This window comes from Salinibacterium sp. ZJ70, from assembly GCF_011751865.2.
Lineage (GTDB): Bacteria > Actinomycetota > Actinomycetes > Actinomycetales > Microbacteriaceae > Homoserinibacter.
Genome location: NZ_CP061770.1, coordinates 2042869 through 2064367, shown reverse-complemented (window position 1 = coordinate 2064367; position 21499 = coordinate 2042869). Strand labels below are relative to the sequence as shown.

At 69.1% G+C, this 21499-nt stretch carries 24 protein-coding genes; 18 read left to right on the top strand and 6 right to left on the bottom strand.

Annotated elements, in window-relative coordinates:
- The first annotated feature begins 18 nt into the window (after nucleotides 1–18).
- The 11 genes from HCR12_RS09830 to HCR12_RS09780 all read left to right on the top strand — a co-directional run bounded on the left by HCR12_RS09830 (nucleotide 19) and on the right by HCR12_RS09780 (nucleotide 9083).
- Entirely contained in the window at nucleotides 19–627 is a 609-nt protein-coding gene (locus HCR12_RS09830) for a hypothetical protein (RefSeq protein ID WP_166865901.1), read from the top strand.
- Nucleotides 628–671: 44 nt separating this feature from the next.
- Nucleotides 672–1142 carry a hypothetical protein gene (locus HCR12_RS09825; RefSeq protein ID WP_191412330.1) on the top strand — a complete coding sequence of 157 codons (471 nt, stop codon included), beginning with the start codon at nucleotides 672–674 and terminating at the stop codon, nucleotides 1140–1142.
- A gap of 41 nt (nucleotides 1143–1183) precedes the next feature.
- Nucleotides 1184–1486, top strand: coding sequence for a hypothetical protein (locus HCR12_RS09820; RefSeq protein WP_166865897.1), 303 nt, complete (start codon nucleotides 1184–1186; stop codon nucleotides 1484–1486).
- 28 nt (nucleotides 1487–1514) lie between these two features.
- A complete protein-coding gene (locus tag HCR12_RS09815; RefSeq protein WP_166865895.1) occupies nucleotides 1515–2006 on the top strand; it encodes a hypothetical protein in 492 nt (163 codons plus the stop codon).
- 40 nt (nucleotides 2007–2046) lie between these two features.
- Complete coding sequence (locus HCR12_RS09810; RefSeq protein WP_166865893.1) at nucleotides 2047–2922, top strand: hypothetical protein; 876 nt, start codon at nucleotides 2047–2049, stop codon at nucleotides 2920–2922.
- Between the two features lie 269 nt (nucleotides 2923–3191).
- Entirely contained in the window at nucleotides 3192–3680 is a 489-nt protein-coding gene (locus HCR12_RS09805; RefSeq protein ID WP_166865891.1) for a hypothetical protein, read from the top strand.
- A gap of 442 nt (nucleotides 3681–4122) precedes the next feature.
- On the top strand, nucleotides 4123–4671 hold the full coding sequence (locus HCR12_RS09800) for an FHA domain-containing protein (RefSeq protein ID WP_166865888.1): 549 nt from the start codon (nucleotides 4123–4125) through the stop codon (nucleotides 4669–4671).
- A gap of 156 nt (nucleotides 4672–4827) precedes the next feature.
- The gene (leuC, locus tag HCR12_RS09795; RefSeq protein WP_166865885.1) at nucleotides 4828–6282 is read left to right on the top strand and encodes a 3-isopropylmalate dehydratase large subunit; all 1455 of its coding nucleotides are present in this window, start codon (nucleotides 4828–4830) and stop codon (nucleotides 6280–6282) included.
- A complete protein-coding gene (leuD, locus tag HCR12_RS09790; RefSeq protein WP_166865883.1) occupies nucleotides 6282–6878 on the top strand; it encodes a 3-isopropylmalate dehydratase small subunit in 597 nt (198 codons plus the stop codon). The genes leuC and leuD overlap by 1 nt, the downstream gene beginning before the upstream one ends.
- A gap of 34 nt (nucleotides 6879–6912) precedes the next feature.
- Nucleotides 6913–8286, top strand: a complete 1374-nt coding sequence (gene murA / locus HCR12_RS09785; protein WP_370589307.1) for a UDP-N-acetylglucosamine 1-carboxyvinyltransferase — start codon at nucleotides 6913–6915, stop codon at nucleotides 8284–8286.
- On the top strand, nucleotides 8286–9083 hold the full coding sequence (locus tag HCR12_RS09780; RefSeq protein ID WP_166865881.1) for a lysophospholipid acyltransferase family protein: 798 nt from the start codon (nucleotides 8286–8288) through the stop codon (nucleotides 9081–9083). The genes murA and HCR12_RS09780 overlap by 1 nt, the downstream gene beginning before the upstream one ends.
- On the opposite strand, the gene HCR12_RS09775 is transcribed toward HCR12_RS09780, so the two are convergent.
- Nucleotides 9050–9868: an EI24 domain-containing protein gene (locus HCR12_RS09775; RefSeq protein ID WP_166865879.1), complete on the bottom strand. Its 819-nt coding sequence runs from the start codon at nucleotides 9866–9868 to the stop codon at nucleotides 9050–9052. The genes HCR12_RS09780 and HCR12_RS09775 overlap by 34 nt on opposite strands.
- Nucleotides 9869–9921: 53 nt before the next feature.
- Here HCR12_RS09775 and HCR12_RS09770 point away from each other — a divergent pair, with 53 nt between their 5' ends.
- Complete coding sequence (locus tag HCR12_RS09770; RefSeq protein WP_166865877.1) at nucleotides 9922–10944, top strand: NAD(P)H-dependent glycerol-3-phosphate dehydrogenase; 1023 nt, start codon at nucleotides 9922–9924, stop codon at nucleotides 10942–10944.
- A gap of 28 nt (nucleotides 10945–10972) precedes the next feature.
- Nucleotides 10973–12055, top strand: coding sequence for a D-alanine--D-alanine ligase family protein (locus HCR12_RS09765; protein ID WP_166865875.1), 1083 nt, complete (start codon nucleotides 10973–10975; stop codon nucleotides 12053–12055).
- Nucleotides 12056–12074: 19 nt separating this feature from the next.
- Here HCR12_RS09765 and HCR12_RS09760 read toward each other — a convergent pair whose 3' ends face one another.
- Together HCR12_RS09760 and HCR12_RS09755 are read right to left on the bottom strand one after the other, a co-directional pair.
- The gene (locus HCR12_RS09760; protein ID WP_166865873.1) at nucleotides 12075–12716 is read right to left on the bottom strand and encodes a TetR/AcrR family transcriptional regulator; all 642 of its coding nucleotides are present in this window, start codon (nucleotides 12714–12716) and stop codon (nucleotides 12075–12077) included.
- Nucleotides 12713–13219: a DUF3515 domain-containing protein gene (locus tag HCR12_RS09755; protein ID WP_166865871.1), complete on the bottom strand. Its 507-nt coding sequence runs from the start codon at nucleotides 13217–13219 to the stop codon at nucleotides 12713–12715. Before HCR12_RS09755 ends, HCR12_RS09760 begins: the two co-directional genes overlap by 4 nt.
- A 23-nt stretch (nucleotides 13220–13242) precedes the next feature.
- On the opposite strand from HCR12_RS09755, the gene thiL reads away from it, so the two are divergent.
- Complete coding sequence (gene thiL / locus HCR12_RS09750) at nucleotides 13243–14229, top strand: thiamine-phosphate kinase (protein WP_166865869.1); 987 nt, start codon at nucleotides 13243–13245, stop codon at nucleotides 14227–14229.
- Here the strand turns inward: thiL and rsmD are convergent.
- Nucleotides 14226–14813: a 16S rRNA (guanine(966)-N(2))-methyltransferase RsmD gene (gene rsmD / locus HCR12_RS09745; protein ID WP_166865866.1), complete on the bottom strand. Its 588-nt coding sequence runs from the start codon at nucleotides 14811–14813 to the stop codon at nucleotides 14226–14228. The genes thiL and rsmD overlap by 4 nt on opposite strands.
- A gap of 135 nt (nucleotides 14814–14948) precedes the next feature.
- Here rsmD and HCR12_RS09740 point away from each other — a divergent pair, with 135 nt between their 5' ends.
- Together HCR12_RS09740 and coaD are read left to right on the top strand one after the other, a co-directional pair.
- Entirely contained in the window at nucleotides 14949–17162 is a 2214-nt protein-coding gene (locus tag HCR12_RS09740) for an ATP-dependent DNA helicase RecG (RefSeq protein ID WP_166865865.1), read from the top strand.
- A gap of 56 nt (nucleotides 17163–17218) precedes the next feature.
- Nucleotides 17219–17704, top strand: a complete 486-nt coding sequence (coaD, locus tag HCR12_RS09735; RefSeq protein WP_166865862.1) for a pantetheine-phosphate adenylyltransferase — start codon at nucleotides 17219–17221, stop codon at nucleotides 17702–17704.
- A 22-nt stretch (nucleotides 17705–17726) separates the two neighbouring features.
- Here the strand turns inward: coaD and HCR12_RS09730 are convergent, their stop codons facing one another.
- Complete coding sequence (locus HCR12_RS09730) at nucleotides 17727–18587, bottom strand: DUF3800 domain-containing protein (protein ID WP_166865860.1); 861 nt, start codon at nucleotides 18585–18587, stop codon at nucleotides 17727–17729.
- Nucleotides 18588–18650: 63 nt separating this feature from the next.
- The gene (gene ald / locus HCR12_RS09725) at nucleotides 18651–19766 is read right to left on the bottom strand and encodes an alanine dehydrogenase (protein WP_166865857.1); all 1116 of its coding nucleotides are present in this window, start codon (nucleotides 19764–19766) and stop codon (nucleotides 18651–18653) included.
- 128 nt (nucleotides 19767–19894) lie between these two features.
- Between ald and HCR12_RS09720 the strand changes: the two genes are divergently transcribed.
- The gene (locus HCR12_RS09720) at nucleotides 19895–20389 is read left to right on the top strand and encodes an Lrp/AsnC family transcriptional regulator (protein WP_166865855.1); all 495 of its coding nucleotides are present in this window, start codon (nucleotides 19895–19897) and stop codon (nucleotides 20387–20389) included.
- A gap of 54 nt (nucleotides 20390–20443) precedes the next feature.
- Nucleotides 20444–21448, top strand: a complete 1005-nt coding sequence (fgd, locus tag HCR12_RS09715) for a glucose-6-phosphate dehydrogenase (coenzyme-F420) (RefSeq protein WP_166865852.1) — start codon at nucleotides 20444–20446, stop codon at nucleotides 21446–21448.
- Nucleotides 21449–21499 lie beyond the last annotated feature (51 nt).

Genomic DNA, 21499 nt, shown 5'->3' with positions numbered 1-21499 from the left:
CAGCGCAGCGGCTCGACTATGGAACGCAGCACCTCATCAAAGGGCTTCCCGAAAGTGATGCTCACCCACGAGGACGGCAGCTACAAGGACGGCGAGTTGCCCGGGGAGCTCGCGGTCGACAAGCCGTTCCCAGAGAAGATGGCTGCAGGGCTCGCCGAAGCGAGTGATCAGCACCGGGCCCTCGCCGCGGGAGAGACGTTCGCGCGATTCCACGACGACGTCATGCGCGATCGCTCGGTGTCGGGTGCCACCCGGGTGATCGTGGGGCACAGCTGGGGTCTCGCGAATCTGACGGCTTCCGAGGTGCACGGCGCTCGCTACGACACCGTCATCTCGCTCTCGGGTGCATACATGCCCGACGGATGGAAAGCGGACCCGGAGACGCACTACGCGCACCACGCGTACGCGTTCGAGTGGCTGGTCGCCGCGCAGGCGGTCGATGAGGCCGCGTTCCTGGGGCCCGAGCTCGGCAGTGGCGATTTTCCGGGGTCGAGCGACGACTTCGAGAGGCACGTGTATGTTCGGCGGGACCCGAACTTCGTCGAGGACCACGACCTGATCCATCGTCCGGATCTCGAGGCGAATCAGGCCGCGACGCATGAGATCCGAACGGATGTGTACAAGTGAGAGCTCGGCCTGCAGGTGTTGCTGCCCTCGTCTGCGTTCTCGTCTTGAGCGGGTGCGCGAATCTCGATGTTCTCAAGGAGGAGCCGACAACGGTTGCGGAACTGACACTCGCCGAGGCGAAGGCGCTGGCGATCGAGACGGCTGACGAGGTCGCGTCGCTGTACCCGGCGGATCGTGTGACAGAGCGCTCCAGCTCAACTGAATCGCGGTCGCTCTCCGACTGCCGCGGCGAGCACAACTACGCCTGGCCAGGCCGCACGTCGCTCGTCGTGATGCCGGAGACGGACCAGCTGGCCGTGCTGGAGCCGATGGCGGCGGAGCTGCTGACACGCCCGGGGTGGAAGGCCGAGGCGTTCATCGTCCGTGACGGCGGTCGTGCGGCTCTCGACTTCTCGGCACCGAACGGGGTCTCCGGGCGCGTCGGATTCTACAAGGGTGCGTCCGAGGTCTGGGTCGATGTCTTCTCGCCGTGCTTCCATCTGCCGGGCGGCTACGAGTGGGGAGAGAAGTACTGAAAGCGCCCGCCTGCGCCGACGCCGCCGTACTCGTCGGAGGTGTGCTCGCCGGGTGTGGTTATGGCGACGCGAGCAGCGACAGCGCCGAGCCGACGACGCTCGCAGAGGCGCGCGAGATCACGCTCGGGCACCAGCTCGAGATCGCGGCGAACTGGAGCGGACGCGCCGACTGGAGGATCGACCGCAGCACCTCATCCAAGGGCTTTCCGAAGGTGACGCTCACCCACGAGGACGGCAGCTCGTTCCTCGCCGGCTTCTACGCGAGCGGTGCTGAGTTCTGGGTCGACTCGTATTCTCCGTGCTTCCATCACCCGGCCGGGTACGAGTACGGGGAGAGATATTGAGCACGGGACACACCATCCGAGGAGCGGCATGACACACACGATCAGCACGCCGGGGCTCACACGACGTCGCGGCGTCGCAGTCAGAGCGGTCGGCGCCGCGCTCGCGCTCGTCCTGCTCGCCGGATGCTCGGCCTTGGCGGGCGATGTCACGCGCGACGTTCATACCTCGGTGCTCGCTGCCGACCCCAACATCGTCGACACGCGCATCTCGGTCGGGCAGGACCTCACCGGTCCTGGCGTCCGGCTGCGGATCTATCTGACCGACACCACGGATGCTGCAGTCGTCTCCTCGCTCGAGGCGGCGCTCGAGGCGGCGCATCTGGGCGCCCCCACGCCGCTCACCGGGATCTTCCTCGACGCCTCCGCTGCGCCGCGGCCGAGATCGTCCAGTACGGGTGGGGGGTCGTTGTCGCTGCGCTCGCTGAAGGACTCACTTGATCTTCCGGGGTCGATCAGCGACGACGTCATCCACGTCGGCCGAGACGATCTGGTCGAGTTCTACGGGCCGCGATCTTCATGATCCACGCGCACGTCGCAACCGCGCTCCACGAGACGCCGGCATGATCGCTCTCGTGGTCCTCGCCAGCGTGGTGCTCGTCGCGGCGCTCGCACTCGCGATCTGGGCGCGCCGTCGATTCTGGGGCGCGCGCCTGCGCGGCGCCACCGCGTCATCGGCTGCGCCCGCCGGCTCGGTGATCCTCGCCGCAGCGTCGGAGCGCGGTCGATACTCCGAGATCGTGCCGCTCCTGGCTGACTGGATCATGCGCGACATGATGATCGTGGAGACGAGCGGCGCCCACCTTTCAGGATCCCGCGGTGCGGCATCCGGCCCGATCTGGCACTTCACCGCGGGCGCGCGGGTCACCGAGTCCGACCCGATCGAGCAGATCGTGCTCGCGGCGATGTTCGGCTCGCTGCCTCATCCCGGCCAGCGCATCACGATCGAGCGCGAGAACTCGGCCTGGCGGGAGGGCCTCGCTGCGGCGGTCGCGCATGCGACCCGCGCTCAGCGCACCGGGTTCGGTGAGGAGCGGCCGCGAGCGCAAGGACTGCGGGTGCTCATCGTCGTCGCTGTCGTGCTCGCCGTTCCCGTGCTTCTTCTGGGGGCCATCTTCGGGGGCGTCGACGCGTCGGTGCTGGCGCTTCTGATCGTCGCAGCACTCGCGGTCGCAGCCGTGACCGTCGCCATCGCCGTGCTGCCCGCGAAGTCCGACGCCGAGCGTCGATACCGCCAATCGATCGTCGATCTGCGTGAATGGGTGCGCACGACGCCGCATCCGGATCCGCGGCTGGGCGGATGGGCGATGATCTGGAACATCCCGGATCCCTGGCCCACGGTGCTCCCCGAGAGCGTCGTCAGCCTGCGCATGATGGACCGCTGCTTCCTGCGCGGCGATTTCGGCGACACGGTTCCCGAGACCTTCTCCCTCGGCTGACGCCGCAGAGCCAGGCGGGTGGGTGCTCCGCAGTGCCAGCCAGAAGGTCGCGAGCGTCGTCGGGTGCCTCGACGGGGCGGGCGACGTGGCCCGCTCGCTTCCGGATGCCGCGGGGTGCCAAACGGGGTGGTTGGACGCGTCGCTTTCTACAAGGACGCCTCCGAGGTGTAGGTTGACGTGCACTCGCCCTGTTTCCACCTGCGGGGCGGATACCGGTGGGGAGACAAGTATTGAGATCACCTGTTCACCTCCTGGGCGCGGTCCTCTCCGTGGCTGTCCTCACCGGATGCGTCGCCGCCGGCAGCTCCGAGCTCGCGGGCGGCGATCACAGCGCGCCGGAGGTCACCCTGACGCTCGCCGACGCGCGCGAGATCACCCTCGAACGACAGCAGGAGATTGCGTCGTACTTCCCGGCCGAGTTCACCGCCGACACGCGAACGACCGAGACGACGCCCGTCATCTATCCGTGCGGCGGCGAGAACAACTTCCAGTGGCCGGTGGTCACGATCATCACCATCACGGGCGAGCCTCCGCACGAGCAGATCATCGAAGCGATCGTGGCCGACTGGAGTGGCCGCAGCGGATGGACTCTGGAACGCAGCACGTCATCAAAGGGCTTCCCGAAGGTGACGCTCAACCACGAGGACGGCAGCTCGTTCCTCGCCGGGTTCTACGCCAGCGGCGCGGAGTTCTGGGTCGATTCCTACTCTCCGTGCTTCCATCATCCGGCCGGATACGAGTACGGGGAGAGGTACTGAGCTCGTGCCTCGTTCTCGCCGTGCTTCCACCACCCCGAGGGATATCTCCCCGGCGCCGACTACGGCGAGTCCTGAGGCCATGGCGATGGCTCCGAATATCGGCAATGCCGCACGGCCAGTCGGTGCCGATCCGCGGACGCGACGCGCGCGCCTGCGGCCAGCGGCACCCTCTGCGCCGAGGTCGAGTTCTTCGCGGGGCACTTCCGCTGGATGATGTGATCCCGCTGGTCGACGTGCCGGGCTATCTGAGTCAGGACACCGTGACCCTGCGGAGCGAGCAGCTCGCGGATCGGTTCGGTTCCTGGGGTTCTCCACGGGGAGCTGACGAGTGACGGAGCTGGCGGTGGCAGCTGACGTTCGCCGACGCGCGGCGCGCGCGCGACACACGCCGTCTCGACGATTACTCTCGAACGCGTAGGCATCGCGCAACCAGGAGGTGACCGTGGCAGACGCGGATGAGGGGTTCATCACGCTCCCGCCCGGCATGTTCGACCCGAGCACGATCAAAGCCGCACCGCGCCCTGAGCGCGCGAAGGCTCCGGTCGAGGACATCGTGTTCGTGCCGATGGTTCCCGGGATGGCGCCGCCGCCTGCTCCCGTGGCACCTCCGGTCACCGTGGAAGCGCCGGAGGAGATGACGATCACCTCCGCGCGCCCCGCTCCGCGCACCTGGACGCTGCAGCTGCCCGACGGCTCGCGCATGGCCGTTGCGAAGACGATGCTCATCGGGCGCAACCCGGTCGCGCAACCGGCGTGGCCGGGCGCCGAGCTGTGCGCCGTCGCCGACCCCACGAGCTCCGTGTCGAAGACGCACGCGGCGCTCGAGGTGGACGATTCGGGCCTCTGGGTGCACGACCTCGGCTCCACGAACGGGGTGTGGGTGGTCTCGGGCGGCGACGTCACCGAGGCGGCGCAGGGGCGGCGCGTGCGCGTGCCCGCGGGCGCGTCCGTCGAGCTCGGTGAGTTCGTCTTCACCGCCGTCGACGCCTGACGCGGCGCGCAGATGGCACCCGCCTTCCCCTGCTATTCTCGTGGGATGCTCGCCCGGCACCTCCTCCTTCTTCGCCGCGACGAGGCCTAGTTCACGGTCTCCCTCGTCGCGGAGTCCGCCGTGGGCCGACCCAATCCGATGAAGGATCTTGAACACATGAGCACCGAGAACCACCCCTCCGAGGCCGCGCGCCCCCGTACGCTCGCCGAGAAGGTCTGGGATGCGCACGTCGTCGCCAAGGGCGAGAACGGCGAACCCGACCTCATCTACATCGACCTGCACCTCGTGCACGAGGTCACGAGCCCGCAGGCGTTCGACGGGCTCCGTCAGGCCGGCCGCCCCGTGCGTCGCCCCGATCTGACGATCGCCACCGAAGACCACAACACCCCGACGCTCGCGATCGACCGGCCCATCGCCGACCTCACCAGCCGCACCCAGATCGAGACGCTGCGTCGCAACGCCGAGGAGTTCGGCATCCGTCTGCACTCGCTCGGCGACATCGAGCAGGGCATCGTGCACGTCGTCGGCCCGCAGCTCGGCCTCACCATGCCGGGCATCACGGTGGTGTGCGGCGACAGCCACACCTCCACCCACGGTGCGTTCGGCGCGATGGCGTTCGGCATCGGCACCTCCGAGGTCGAGCACGTCATGGCCACCCAGACGCTGCCGCTCAAGCCCTTCAAGACGATGGCGATCAACGTCGACGGCGAACTGCGCCCCGGCGTCACCGCGAAGGACATCATCCTCGCCGTGATCGCGAAGATCGGCACCGGAGGCGGCCAGGGCTACGTGCTCGAGTTCCGCGGCAGCGCGATCCGCTCGCTCTCCATGGAGGGCCGCATGACGATCTGCAACATGTCGATCGAGGCCGGTGCCCGCGCCGGCATGGTCGCGCCCGACGAGACCACGTTCGAGTACGTCAAGGGCCGCCCGCACGCGCCCGAGGGGGCCGACTGGGACGCCGCCGTCGAGTACTGGAAGACGCTGCCCACCGATGAGGGCGCCGTGTTCGACGCCGAGGTGTTCCTCGACGCGAACGAGCTCGAGCCGTTCGTCACCTGGGGAACCAACCCCGGCCAGGGCGTCTCGCTCTCGGAGACCGTGCCGAACCCGGCGGTCATCGACGACCCCAACGAGAAGGCCGCCGCTGAGCGCGCCCTCGAATACATGGACCTCGCGGCGGGAACGCCGATGAAGGACATCAAGGTCGACGCCGTCTTCATGGGCTCGTGCACCAACTCGCGCATCGAGGACCTGCGCGCCTTCGCCTCGATCATCGACGGCAAGAAGAAGGCCGACGGCGTGCGCGTCATGGTCGTCCCCGGATCGGCACGCGTGCGACTGCAGGCGGAGGCCGAAGGCATCGACAAGATCGTCGAGGCGTTCGGCGCCGAATGGCGTTTCGCCGGATGCTCGATGTGCCTCGGCATGAACCCCGACCAGCTGGCACCGGGGGAGCGCTGCGCGTCCACCTCGAACCGCAACTTCGAAGGCCGCCAGGGCAAGGGCGGGCGCACGCACCTCGTGTCGCCGCTCGTCGCCGCCGCGACCGCGATCCGCGGAACGCTGTCGAGCCCGTGGGATCTGCAGACCGAAGGAGAGGCCAACTGATGGAGAAGATCTCGATCATCGAGGGCATCGCGGTTCCGTTCCGCCGCTCCAACGTCGACACCGACCAGATCATCCCCGCCCAGTTCCTGAAGCGCGTCACCAAGACGGGCTTCGAAGACGCACTGTTCTACTCGTGGCGTCAGGATGAGGACTTCATCCTCAACCGTCCCGCCTATCAGGGTGCGAAGATCCTCATCACGGGCCCCGACTTCGGCACCGGATCCAGCCGCGAGCACGCCGTCTGGGCGCTGCGCGACTTCGGCTTCCAGGCCGTCATCTCGCCGCGCTTCGCGGACATCTTCCGCGGCAACTCCGGCAAGCAGGGGCTGCTCGCGGGAACCGCTCCCGAGGAGCAGATCGAGCAGCTGTGGGAGCGCCTCGAGGCGGAGCCGGGAATGCGCGCGACGGTGGATCTTGTTGCAAAGACGGTGACGGTCGGCGACTTCACAGTTCCGTTCGACATCGACGATTACACTCGGTGGCGACTGCTCGAAGGCCTGGACGACATCGGCCTCACGCTGCGCGACGAAGCGCGGATCACTGAGTTCGAGGGCACCCGCGAAAGCTGGCGTCCCCGTACTCTCCCTGTCCGCTGACCTCAGCTTCCCCAACGCGATTGGTGCAACACACGTGAACTCAGACGCGATCGACCTCGCCCAAGACGCCAAGAAGGCGGGTGCACGCGTCGGCCTCACCACCGACCGGATCACCATCGAGGGCGGCAAGCCGCTCACGGGTCGGATCGAGGTGCGCGGAGCCAAGAACCTCGCCACCAAGGCGATGGTCGCGGCGCTGCTCGGTGACACCCCGAGCCGTCTGATGAACGTGCCCACCATCAGCGACGTGGACGTCGTCGCGCGCATGATGGGCGCCTATGGCGTCACCGTGACGAGCGACGTCGAGGGCGAACTCATTCTCGACACGAGCAACGTCGAGAAGGCGCACTTCGCACAGATCGACGCGCTCGCGGGCTCGAGCCGCATCCCGATCCTGTTCTGCGGACCGCTGCTGCACCGACTCGGCGAGGCGCTCATCCCCGACCTCGGCGGATGCCGCATCGGCGACCGTCCGATCGATTTCCACATGGATGCGCTGCGCGCATTCGGGGCGATCGTCGACAAGAGCTACGAGGGCATCCGCATCACGGCGCCCAACGGGCTCAAGGGTGCGCACATCGAGCTGCCCTACCCGAGCGTCGGCGCCACCGAGCAGGTGCTGCTCACGGGCGTGCGCGCGGAGGGCGTCACCGAGCTCAAGAACGCGGCGATCGAGCCCGAGATCATGGATCTCATCGCGATCCTGCAGAAGATGGGCGCGATCATCACGGTCGAGCCGAACCGCACGATCTTCATCGAAGGCGTGGACCGTCTCGACGGCTACACGCACAAGGCGATCTTCGACCGCAATGAGGCAGCCAGCTGGGCGGCCGCCGCGCTCGCGACCGACGGCGACGTGTTCGTCGCGGGGGCGCAGCAGCAGGAACTGATGACGTTCCTCAACATCTTCCGCAAGGCGGGCGGCGGCTTCGACGTGCACGACGACGGCATCCGCTTCTACCGGGCTGGCGAGCTCAAGCCCGTCGTCGTCGAGACCGATGTGCACCCCGGCTTCATGACCGACTGGCAGCAGCCGCTCATCGTCGCGCTCACGCAGGCTCCCGGCACCTCGATGGTGCGCGAGACCGTGTACGAGAACCGTCTCGGCTTCACGCGCGCCCTCAATGACATGGGCGCCGACATCGTGGTTCACGACAAGGGCTTCGAGTCGCCCGACTGGCGTGTGCCGCGTCGTCCGCTCGAGCAGGTGGCCGTGATCAACGGGCCGACGCCGCTGCACGGCGCCGATGTCAACGTGCCCGACCTCCGCGGCGGCTTCAGCTACCTCATCGCCGCACTCACGGCGGAGGGCCGCTCGACGGTCTCGAACGTGGGCATCATCGCGCGCGGCTACGAGCGCTTCGTGGAGAAGCTCGAGCAGCTCGGCGCAGACTTTACGCTGGACTGATGGCATACCCCCTGGATCGCGAACAGCGTCGTCTCGCGAAGGCCTCCCGCTCGGCTGAGGCGACACCGCTCTGGCATGTCATCGGAGGGCTCGCTGGACCGCTCCTGCGGCGTCTGATCGACTTCCGCATCACCAACCCCGAGAAGCTTCCGGGCACCGGCGCGTATGTCATCACGCCGAACCACTACTCCAACCTCGACCCGCTCACGACGGGCTACCTCGTGTGGGTCATGGGGCGCGTTCCGCGGTTCCTCGCGAAAGCGAGCCTCTTCAAGAAGGGGCCGCTCGGGTGGCTTCTGCGCGCCACGGGGCAGATCCCTGTCGCACGATCCGGGTCGGGGCGCGCGGGTGCTGACAGACAGCAGCCCCTTGCGGCAGCAGCCGACCTCGTCAGCCAGGGGCACGCCGTCATCATCTACCCCGAGGGCACCCTCACCCGCCAGCCCGAGCTCTGGCCGATGCGCGGCAAGACGGGTGCTGTGCGCACCGCACTCGAGAACGACATCCCGATCATCCCGATGGCGCACTGGGGTGTGCAGGACATCATGCCGCGCTACTCGAAGAAGCTCGCCCTGTTCCCGCGCAAGACGGTGCGGGCGATCGTGGGCGACCCGGTCGACCTCGACCGCTTCCGCGGCAAGCCGCTCGAGTCGACGCTCCTCGCCGAGGCGACGGAGGCCGTCATGGTCGAGATCACGCGACTGCTCGAAGAGCTGCGCGGCGAGAGCGCCCCGGCCGAGCGCTGGGATCCGTCGAAGTACGGTCAGTCCGAGACCGGGCGGTTTGAGAGCGCCTGATCGGGCTCACCGAGCAGCACCGGCTCACCCAGCAGCTCGCGGGCGAGACGCGTGCCCGCCGCCACCGCGCACGGCATCGTGATGACCGCGCCCAGCGGCACGGCGTAGCACAGCTGCACCCCCAGCCCGAAGCCGAGGCGGCGCCACCGCGAGGCCCTCAGCACCGCGTTGCGGGTCGAGGCGTCGAGTCCGCGCAGCTGGAACGGAAGCAGCGTGAACTCCCGCGTGATGATGAACGCCGTCAGCAGCACGCCCAGCGTGATGCCGAGAGGTGAGCCGACGACGGGAATGAGGCTGATGAGGCCGACCAGGAGGCTGCCGCCGATCGAGCGGGCGACGATCCCGCCCATGTCGCCGAGAGAGCGCCAGAAGCTGATGGTCGCGTCCGCTGTGCCTCGCCCATAGGTCGTGTCGGCGAAGCGGCAGATGCGTTCGTAGATGGGCCCGCCGAGGGTGAGCGCGAGGGCGCTGAAGATGCGCGCGGACAGCACCCCCGCGGTGATGAGCACCGCAAGCCCCACGGTGATCCGCAGCACGCTGCGCCACGTCGCGTCCCATCCGTCGGCGAACGGCGTGATCACGCCCACCAGCGGATCCAGGAACATCGCGAGAAGCACGAGGCCCGCCACGAGGATGAGCGCCGCGAGTGCGGCGGGGAGCAGGCCCAGCGACATCATCCCGGGCGCGTGCTGCCAGAACGCGAAACCGCGCCAGAACGTGCGGAAGCCTGCCCACAGCTCGGAGAACGCGCCGGCGGAGGGCGGAGGGACGGAGGTGGACGACACGCTCCCAGGGTAGCCAGGGGCCGATCGGAATACAGACGAGAGAGAATGGGGGAGTGAGTCTCGACGAAGGCGCCCCTCCGCGGCGCGTAGCAGTGCTCGGTGCCGGATCCTGGGGAACGACGTTCGCGAAGATCCTCGCCGACGGCGGCTCGCAGGTGAGCGTGTGGGCGCGTCGCCCCGAGCTCGCCCGCGAGATCAACCAGTCGCGCCGCAACTCCGACTACCTGCCGGGCATCAACCTGCCCCGCAACCTCTCGGCGTCCTCGCTGCTGCCCGAGGTGCTCGAGGGCTCCGACATGGTGTTCCTCTCCGTGCCGAGCCAGTCGCTGCGCGAGAACCTGCGGATCGTGCGCGACCTGATCCCCGCCGACGCCCCCATCGTGTCGCTCATGAAGGGCGTCGAGAAGGGCACCCGCTTCCGGATGAGCGAGGTCATCGAGCAGGAGCTCGGTGCGGAGCCTGAGCGCATCGCCGTCGTCTCCGGCCCGAACCTCGCGCTCGAGCTCGCCAAGGAGCAGCCGACCGCAGCCGTCGTCTCGTCGGTGAGCCTCGACACCGCCACCGAGGTCGCGTTCGCCGCGCGCAACCCCTACTTCCGCTCGTTCGTCAACACCGATGTGATCGGCACCGAGTTCGGCGGCGTGCTGAAGAACCTCATCGCCGTCGCGATCGGCATCGTCGACGGCGTCGGCTACGGCGAGAACACCAAGGCGTCGATCATCACCCGCGGACTCGTCGAGATGACCGACTTCTCGGTCGCCTTCGGCGCGCGCCCCGAGACCCTCTCCGGGCTCGCAGGGCTCGGCGACCTCATCGCCACGTGCGAGTCGTCCCTCTCTCGCAACAACACCGCAGGCCGGCTCCTCGGTCAGGGCTACGCCTACCAGGAGGTCATCGCGCAGATGAATCAGACCGCCGAGGGCATCTCGTCGGTCGCCCCCATCCTCGAACTCGCGGCCGAACGCGGCGTCGAGATGCCGATCGTGAGCCAGGTGGCGGAAGTGCTGGCGGGTACGCTTGATCCGCGGGACATCGCCCCGCATCTCACCACAGACGACGCTCCGCAGGGCGAATGACCCCGGGCGTCCCGACCCCGGAGGCCGCATGATCCGCGTCGCCCTGCTGTTCGGCGGCCGCTCGAGTGAGCACAGCATCTCGTGCGCCACCGCGGCGGGTGTGCTGGGCGCGATCGACCGCAGCCGCTACGAGGTCGTGCCGATCGGCATCACCCGCGACGGCGCCTGGACGCTGCAGCCCGACGATCCGGAGCTCTTCGGCCTGCGTGCCGAGCTGCCCCTGGTCACGGACAACGGCACCCGCGTGCGCCTGCCCGATGCGGCGGGTTCCCGGGAGCTGACGCTCGTCGCCGCGGACGGCACGGAGTCCTCGCTCGGGGAGATCGACGTGATGTTCCCGATCCTTCACGGGCGCTTCGGTGAAGACGGCACCATCCAGGGGCAGCTCGAGCTGCTCGACTTCCCGTACGTCGGCAACGGGGTTCTGGCGTCGTCGCTTGCCATGGACAAGCACATGACCAAGACGGTGCTCGCGTCGGCGGGTATCGAGGTGGCGCCCTGGGTCACCCTCACGCCCTCCCGCTGGGCGAGAGACCGCGATCTGTTCGAGCGCCGCATCCGTTCGCTCGGCAGCCCGGTGTTCGTGAAGCCGTCGCGTGCCGGATCGTCTGTCGGCGTCACGAAGGTCTCCGACTGGGCCGAGCTCGACGCGGCGATCGACATCGCCTTCGCCGAAGACTCGACGGTGCTCGTCGAATCGGCGATGGCGGGCCGCGAGGTGGAGTGCGCCGTGCTCGAGGGCCGTGATGGTGCAGCCCCGCGCGTGAGCGTCGCCGGCGAGATCGTGGTCACCGGTCGCGAGTTCTACGACTTCGAAGCCAAATACCTCGACCCGGATGCGGCGCAGCTCATCTGCCCCGCCGAGCTGCACGACGGCGAACTCGCCGAGATGCAACGGGTGGCAGCGCACGCGTTCGAGGCGATCGGCGGATCGGGGCTCGCCCGCGTCGACTTCTTCTTCGACGGCACGACGTTCGTCGTCAACGAGATCAATACGATGCCGGGCTTCACACCCATCTCGATGTTCCCCAGCTGCTGGCAGGCAAGCGGCATGAGCTATCCCGAGCTCATCACCGAGCTCATCGAGCTGGGGCTCGCGGCGCGACGCTGAAGCGCGGCGCCGTCGGCGTTCACACGCCGTGCGACCCGAGGTGGAACTCGTCTTCGTCGAGGCGTGCGAGTGCCGGCATCGGGCTCGTGGATCCCGCGCGCAGCCCGTCGAGCACGATCGTGAGCATGCGCTCGCCGAACATCGAGCGCATCGGCTCGGGCTGGTAGGCGATGCCGTTGAACATGAACGCGAGCGTCACGAGGTCGTAGCCGTTCACGTCGGGGCGCAGAGTGCCCTCGTTGCGCGCGAGCAGAACCGTGTCGCCGATGGGCTTGCGCCAGGCTTCGGCGGGGCGGTGCGTCGGGTCGTACGTGGCGACGCGGCGCATCAGGCCCGGCAGGATCGGCATCTCGAAGATGAGCGCCATGATCTCGCGCATGAACGCCTCGACGCGCGGCCAGCCCGTGTCGTACTCGGCGATAGCGCGGTCGATGATCCCCTGGATGCGCTCGGCGCCGATGTCGTAGAGGGCGCGATCGAGGTCGTCGCGTCGCGGGAAGCGACGGAAGAGGGTGGCGATGCCGAGCCCCGCCTCCTCGGCGACGCGATGCAGCGGGGCGTCGAGGCCCTCTTTCGAGAAGACGCGTTCGGCTGCGACGAGGATCCGTTCGCGGTTCACCGCGACCTCGCGGCGTTCGGCTCGGATGCGGACCGGCGTCATGGCGCCGTGTTCCCCTGCTCGGTGTCGAGGCGCTGGGCGTCCTCGAGGTCGGTGCATGCGCGTCCGTTCGGCTGGGTGAACGAGACGGCGCGCTTGAGGTCGACGAGAACGGGGGTGGACGCGACGATCCGGGTGTCGATGATGACATCGACAGCGGGTTCGCGTCCGTAGGTCGTGAGGATGTAGGTGGGGGCGTCGTCTTCGTCGACGAGCCAGAAGATGCCGTCGATCTCGATGCAGCGCGTCGTGGAGGCGGTCGGCACCTCGACGCCGCAGTAGAGCAGAACCGAGGCGGGGTCGCCCCAGGCTGCTGTCGCCTGCGCGTTCGTCTGGCGCTGCGTCTGATCGCTCACGGTCTCCGGAAGGCGCACGATCACGTCGGCGCACCGCGGATCGTTGGCTTCGGGGGCGGGCTCGAGCGCGACGGTCGACGAGCACCCGGACAATGCCGTGAGCCCCACAGCAGCGGCGGCGGCGGCGAGGGCGATTCGGGAGGTGCGCATCGGCTCCAGGCTAGCCTGGGCAGGTGTGTGATGTCTCTGCGACGCTCGGCTCGATCGGCGAGAGCGCCGTGCTGCGGCGCATCTTCCCGCGGCTCCCCGACGCAGATTCCGCGATCGTGGGCCCCGGCGATGACTGCGCTGTGCTTGCGGCGCCGGACGGGCGCTTCGTGGTGACCACCGACACACTCGTGCACGGACCCGACTTCCGGCACGCGTGGTCGAGTGCCTTCCAGCTGGGCTGGAAGGCCGCGGCCACCAACCTCGCGGATGTCGCCGCGATGGGCGCACGCCCCACCGCGCTCGTCGTCGCGCTCGTCGCTCCCGCAACGACGGAGGTCGCCTGGCTCGAGGAGCTCGCCGACGGACTGCGCGAGGCATGTGCCGCGCTCGCCCCCGGCTGCGGGGTGGTCGGCGGCGACCTGTCCGTCTCCGGCACCCTCACGATCGCCGTCACGGCGTTCGGCGACCTGCAGGGTCGAGCCCCCGTGCTGCGCTCCGGTGCCCGCCCCGGCGACGTCGTGGCGGTGACGGGAGCACTGGGTCTCGCAGGTGCCGGCATCGCGCTGCTGTTCGAGCGGGCAGTGGACGACGACGGACGCCCGGATTCGTCCCGCGCGCTCGCCCTGCGTCCTGAGTTCGACGACGTCCTGAACGCCCAGCTCGCCCCCGCCCCGCCGATCGCACGCGGTGTGACGGCCGCGCTCGGCGGAGCGACCGCGATGATGGATGTGAGCGACGGGCTCGCGCTCGACGCCCGCCGGATGGCCGAAGCATCCGGGGCCGTCATCGACCTCGACGCGACCGCCGTCGGCTCGCGCATGGCGCTCACGGGCGGCGAGGATCACGCGCTGCTCGCGACGTTCCCGGCGGGCGACCTGCCGGAGGGCTTCCGGGCGATCGGGCGAGTGCTCGCCGCCGATGGCGCGCCTGAGGTGCGCGTCGACGGGCGCGCGTTCGACGTGCGCGGCGGATGGGATCCCTACGCCGACTGGGACGGCGTGGGCGGCTAGTCTGCCGCGTCGGCCGGGACGTCGAGCTGCAGCCAGTACACGGCCGTCTCGCCGTAGGTGGTGCGACGCTGTGCGCCGAACCCGGAGGGCCAAGCCGGCTCCGGGTCGCGCGAGGCACGCTCGACGAGCACGAGGGCGTCCGGCGAGATACGTGAGGCGAGCAGCTGCAGGTCCTCGACGAGCTCGCCGCCGATGAGGTCGTAGGGCGGGTCGATGAACACCAGATCCCACCCGCCCGCCGAGGACGACAGGAACGAGCGCACCGGCTGCGACACGGTGCGGATCGTGGGCACAGCGGATGCGGGGGCCGCGCGCACCACGCGCTCCGCGTTCCGGCGTGACACATCCGCAGCCTCGCGCGAGCTGTCGACGAGCGTGACCTCTGCCGCACCGCGCGACGCCGCCTCGAGGCCCAGCGCCCCCGATCCGGAGTACAGATCGAGCACGCGAGCGCCGTCGAGCAGATCGCGCGCTTCGAGCGCCGAGAACAGCGCCTCGCGCACGCGGTCGGTCGTCGGGCGCGTGCCGGACTTCGGCACCGACAGTGCGAGCGAGCCGGCGTAGCCGGAGATGATGCGGGTCACCGCCCCAGGTTATCCGGAGCCCGCCCACGGCGGGCCGGTCGCCGCGCCCTCGCGCCGATCCCGGCTCCCGGCTCCCTCCGAGGATGCGCGAGAGCGGAGGGAGGATACGGCAGCGCACGCGGAGGTCGAAGCCGGATGGAGGCCGCTGTCGCGAGCTCCCGATACGCTCGCAGAGTGGATTCGCCGCTGGATGCCAAGCTCGCGTCCGCCCTCGGCGGCCGCACAGCCCAGGTGCTCGAGAAGTCCTTCGGGCTGCGCACCGTGGGCGATCTGCTCGCGCACTACCCTCGCCGCTACGCACGCCGCGGCGAGCTGACGGCGCTCAGCGAGCTGCTGCTCGACGAGCCGGTGACGATCGTCGCCGAGGTGCGCTCCGTCTCGGAACGGCGCATGCAGAACCGGCGCGGCTCGATCCTCGAGGCGACGATCAGCGACGGCCGCGGCATCCTCACGCTCACGTTCTTCAACCAGCCGTTCCGCAAGGCGGAGCTCGTGCCCGGGGTGCGCGGCATCTTCTCGGGCAAGATCGGCTCCTACCGCGGCACGCGCCAGCTCACGCATCCCGATTACGAGCTCTTCGATGCCGAGATCGCCGCCTCGATGGACGACGAGCAGGCCAGGCGCTGGGCGGAGACCCCCGTGCCCCTCTATCCGGCGACCGCGTCCTTCCCCAGCTGGAAGCTGCAGAAGGCGGTCGAGACGGTGCTGGATGTGCTGCCTGAGCTTCCGGATCCGGTGCCCGACGACGTGCGCGGCGCGCGACGGCTGATGCCGTATCGGGAGGCTCTCGAGAAGATCCACCGCCCCGAGGTGGACTCGCAGTGGCGTGCGGCGCGGGACTCGCTGCGGTTCCAGGAGGCGCTCGTGCTGCAGCTCGCCCTGCTGCGCCAGCGCGAGGAGCGCCGTGCCGTGACGGGCCCGCCGCGGGTGCCCGGTGCGCTGTCGAAGGCGTTCGAGGATGCGCTCCCGTGGCCGCTGACGCCCGACCAGCGTCAGGTGGGCGACGAGATCGAGGCGGAGCTCGCGAGCGGCATTCCGATGAACCGGCTTGTGCAGGGCGAGGTGGGTTCCGGCAAGACGCTCGTGGCGCTGCGGGCGATGCTCGCGGTCGCCGAATCGGGCGGCCAGTCGGCGTTCCTCGCGCCCACCGAGGTGCTCGCGGGGCAGCATCTGCGCTCGATCGTGTCGATGCTCGGCCCGGATCTCGCGGCGCGGTTGCGCGTCACCCTGCTCACCGGGCAGATGCCCGTGGCCGAGCGCCGCAAGGCGATGCTCGCGGCGGCATCCGGGGGTGCGGCGATCGTGGTCGGCACGCATGCGCTCCTCGGCGACAAGGTGACCTTCGCGGATCTGGGGCTCGTGGTCGTCGACGAGCAGCACCGTTTCGGCGTGGATCAGCGTGAGGCGCTTCGCGTGAAGGGTACTGCACCGCACGTTCTGGTGCTGAGCGCCACCCCCATCCCGCGCACGGTCGCGATGACGGTGTTCGGCGATCTCGACGTCTCGACGCTGCGCACGCTGCCTGCGGGACGCGCGCCCATCACCTCCCATGTCGTGCCGCTCGCCGACCACCCCGGCTGGGAGGCCCGCGTCTGGGAGCGGCTCTCCGAGGAGCTCGCCGAGGGGCGCCAGGGCTTCGTGGTGTGCCCCGCGATCGACGTCCCCACCCCCGGCGCCGCGCCCGTTCGGGAGGATGACACGCCGTCGGGCGAGGACGTTCCGGACGACGCGCCGCCGCCGTCCTCCGTGACGGAGGTGCTGGGCAGGCTGCGCGCGCATCCGTCGCTCGCGGGCCGGCGCATCGAGCCGCTCCACGGCCGGATGTCGGGGGAGGAGAAGGACCGCATCATGCGGTCGTTCGCGGCCGGCGACATCGATGTGCTCGTCGCCACGACGGTGATCGAGGTGGGCGTGGATGTGCCGAACGCGTCGACCATGATCGTGCTCGACGCCGACCGCTTCGGCGTAGCGCAGCTGCACCAGCTGCGCGGACGCGTCGGCCGCGGCGGCGTGCCGGGCATCGCCCTCTTCGTGACCCGCGCCGAACAGCAGACGCTCGCGCGCGAGCGGGTCGACGCGGTCGCTGCCACGACCGACGGCTTCGAGCTTGCCCAGGCCGACCTCGAGCTGCGGCGCGAGGGCGACGTGCTGGGCGGCAATCAGTCGGGTCGACGCTCCTCGCTCAAGCTGCTGCGCGTCGTGGAGGATGCTGAGGTGATCGTCGAGGCGCGTCTCGCCGCCGAGGCGCTGCTCGCCGCGGATCCGGTCCTCGCCGCCCACCCCGCGACGCGCGAAGCTGTCGATCGGCGCTTCGACGAGGATGAGCGCGCGTTCCTCGGCAAGGCCTGACACGAAGGTCGCCGACATGTAACGAAACGGTCACACGCGCCGACTACGCTGAGTTCATGACCAGGATCGCCGTCGTTCCCGGATCCTTCGACCCCGTCACCCTGGGGCACCTCGATGTGATCGAACGAGCCGCAGGAATCTTCGACGAGGTGCATGTGCTCGTGGTGCACAACCCGGGCAAGACGGCGCTGCTGCCGATCGCGCAGCGGGTGTCGCTCATCCAGAGTTCGATCCAGGAGGCCGGGATCCCCGGCAACATCGTGGTCACCAGCTGGAGTGTGGGCCTGCTCGTCGACTACTGCACCGACGTGGGTGCCAGCGTGCTGGTGAAGGGCATTCGCTCGCAGGTGGATGTCGCGTACGAGACGCCGATGGCGATCGTGAACCGCAACCTCGCCAAGGTCGAGACGATCTTCATGCTCCCGGATCCGGCGCACGCGCACGTGTCGAGTTCGCTCGTGCGCCAGGTGGCGTCGCTCGGCGGAGACGTATCGCCGTACGTGCCGCGCGTGGTCGCTGACTTCCTCGAGCAGCCGGTCTGAGTCAGCCCGACGCTCCCGGGGTTCAGCGCACCGTCGTGTCGGGCCAGACGGCGGGCTTCGGGTAGATGACGAACCCTTCGCCGTCGGGGCTCAGGTTCTCGTCGGTGGCGAGCGCGGGGCGGATGTACGGCCACAGTTCGCGCGCCGCGGTCGAGTCGAAGCCGCGCGCGAGGCCTTCGTGCGTGGTGAACGCGACGAGGTCGGCGAGCTGGATGATCTCGCGGTCCCAGGTGGACAGCGATGAGTCGATCCAGAGAGGCCGGTCGAGCAGCAGCCGGTAGTCGGCCACGAGACGCCCCTTCGCGGCGAGTTCGTCCCGCACCCGCAGCAGCTCGTGGTCGCGGAATGCCTTCTCGTGCTCGGTCTGCTGGTCGGCGATGAGGATGCCGTGCTCGCCGGGGAAGCGCTCCGCGAGCGTGAGCGCGATGCGGCGGTAGAGGAACGCGTATGCGCTGCCGAGTGCGGGCACGCCGGGGCGGCGTTCGAAGAGTCGGTGCTTGTCGATCGCGACCGTGAAGGTGAGCTCGTCGAGGTCGGCGAAGATCGCGCCGATGCCGTCTTCGAGCTCGTCGAGCTGGCGGGCGTCGCGCAACGCGGGGTAGTCGGCGTCCGGATCGGGGCGACCGCCGTCGAGGCGTCGTCGCGTGATCGCCAGCCGCCGCCCCTTGAGCTCGGTCTCGCCCCATGGGCGTTCGGCGCCCGCGCCGAGGAAGCGCTCCTTGAGCGCGTACAGCGCCTCCGCGGTGCTCTCGCGCTCGGAATCGCGGATCCCGACCGCGGACAGCACGAACCAGTCGGTCGTGTCGCGAGCGAGTCGGGTGGGGTCTTCCTTGTCCGCATCCATGCGGTGGTGACCGGACTCGTCGATGTAGAAGAGAAGCATCGAGGCCACGCTAACGCGCCGGGTGCGGCGTGTCAGCGTGGCCTCGGGTGCCGCGTTCGGGGATCAGCCCTTGGCGGCGTCGACCGGTGCCAGGAACGGCAGGTCGAAGGCGTCGGCGACTCCCTTGTTGGTGACCTGGCCGGCGAAGGTGTTGAGGCCTCCGGCGAGCGCGGCGTCGTCGAGGACGGCCTGCTTCCAGCCCTTCTCGGCGAGGGCGATCACGTAGGGGAGCGTCGCGTTGGTGAGGGCGCGCGTCGAGGTCTCCGGCACCGAACCCGGCATGTTGGCGACGCAGTACATGATCGCGTCGTGCACGGGGAAGGTGGGGTCGTCGTGCGTCGTGGGGCGTGCGCCTTCGAAGCAGCCGCCCTGGTCGATGGCGATGTCGACGAGCACGGCGCCCGGCTTCATGCTCGCGATCATCTCGTCGGTGACGAGCTTGGGGGCGCGCGCGCCGGGGATGAGCACGGAGCCGATGACGAGGTCGGCTTCCTTCACGAGCGCGGCGATCTCGTACGAGTTCGACACGCGGGTGTTGAGGCCCGTGTAGCGCTCTTCGAGCTGGCGCAGACGCGGGATGGAGATGTCGACGACGGTCACGCGGGCGCCCATGCCGAGCGCGTTCGCGGCGGCGTGCTCACCGGCGACACCGCCGCCGATGACGACGACGTTGGCCTTCGGGGTGCCGGCGACACCGCCGAGGAGGGTTCCGCGTCCGCCCTGGAAGCGGAGCAGCTGGTAGGCGCCGACGAGCGGCGCGAGGCGTCCGGCGACCTCGCTCATGGGGGAGAGCAGCGGGAGCGAGCGGTCGGCGAGCTGCACGGTCTCGTAGGCGAGCGACGTGGTGCCGGCGTTCAGGAGCGCGTCGGTGCAGGGGCGCGACGCGGCGAGGTGCAGGTAGGTGAACAGCACGAGGTCGTCGCGCATGTATCCGTACTCGGACTCGATCGGCTCCTTGACCTTGAGCAGCAGCTCGGCGGTCGACCAGACGCTCGCGGCGTCTTCGAGGATGTTCGCGCCTGCCGAGATGAAGTCCTCGTCGGTGATGCTGGAGCCGACGCCGGCTCCGGCCTCGATGTAGACCTCGTGGCCGCGGCGGGTGAGCTCGTGCACTCCGGCCGGCGTGATCGCGACGCGGTTCTCGTTGTTCTTGATCTCGCGGGGAATTCCGACGCGCATGATCACACTCCTTTGTATAGACGGGTGAGAAAAATATCGCCGATCCTTCGGCTCGTTCTGTTTCGTGCCGAATAAATCCACCTAGGATTGCGGATATCTGCGTGATCATTCGATAGAAGGGGGTTTGGATGGCCATCCGACCGAACGCTGTGCGGCCCGCCGAAGCCCTCGACTCGATCGACCGCCGCCTCGTGCGCCTGCTGCAGCAGGACGCGCGCATTCCCAACAGCCGTCTCGCGGATCTCGTGGGGGTCGCGCCGTCGACGTGCCTCGCGCGCGTGCGCTCTCTCGTGGATCGCGGCATCATCACCGGATTCGTCGCCCAGGTGTCTCCCGCTGCACTCGGATGGGGGCTCGAGGCGCTCATCAGCGTGGGCATCCGATCCGGTGCCCGCCAGCACATCACCGAGTTCACGGCGCAGATCCGGCGCGCACCCGAGGTCGTGCAGGTGTTCTTCCTGGGCGGCTCGGAGGACTTCATCATCCATGTGGCGGCGGCCGACAGCGACCACATCCGCGAGTTCGTGCTCGCCCAGCTCTCCGCGAGCCCCGTCGTCGCGTCCACTCGCACGAGCATGGTCTTCGACCACATCTACAACGGCGTGCAGATCGACGACGCTTAACCGATTTCGATGATGAAACAACCGCGTACCCGGTCGATCCGCCACAATGAGTCCATGACCCTTCGCCTCGGCTACAAGGCCTCAGCAGAGCAGTTCAACCCGCGCGACCTCGTCGAGTTCGCAGTCGCCGCGGAAGGGCACGGGTTCGACTCCGTGACGACGTCCGACCACTTCCAGCCGTGGCGCCACGAGGGTGGGCACGCGCCGTTCTCGCTCGCGTGGATGACGGCGGTCGGCGAGCGCACCTCGCGCGTGCAGATCGGCACCTCGGTGATGACGCCGACGTTCCGCTACAACCCCGCCGTGATCGCACAGGCGTTCGCGACGATGGGCATGCTCTACCCTGGGCGCATCTTCCTGGGGGTCGGATCCGGTGAGGCGCTCAACGAGATCGCGACCGGCTGGCGCGGCGAGTGGCCCGAGTTCAAGGAGCGCTTCGCCCGCCTGCGTGAATCGGTCGACCTCATGCGGAAGCTGTGGACCGAGGATCGCGTGACGTTCGAGGGGGAGTACTACTCGACCGTCGACGCCTCCATCTACGACCGCCCCGAGCAGCCGATCCCGATCTACATCGCGGCGGGCGGCCCGCTCGTGGCGCGCTACGCCGGGCGTGCCGGCGACGGCTTCATCTGCACCTCCGGCAAGGGCGCCGCGCTCTACGAGGATGAGCTCATCCCTGCTGTGAAGGAGGGGGCTGCGAAGGCGGGCCGCGACTTCGAGCAGATCGACCGCATGCTCGAGATCAAGGTCTCCTATGACACCGACTACGACACTGCCCTCGAGAACACGCGGTTCTGGGCGCCGCTCGCGCTGTCGAAGGAGCAGAAGCACGACATCACCGACCCGATCGAGATGGAGAAGGCGGCCGACGCTCTCCCGATCGAGAAGATCGCGTCGCGCTGGATCGTGGGCAACGACCCCGACAAGGTGGTCGAAGAGATCAAGCAGTACGTCGACTGGGGCATGAATCACCTCGTGTTCCACGCGCCCGGCCACGACCAGCGCCGCTTCATGGAGCTCTTCGAGCGCGATCTCGCGCCGCGCCTGCGCGCGCTCTGATCGGAAGCGAACGCCGCCTGTCTATACAAGTCGGGCGGCGTTCGCGCTAAC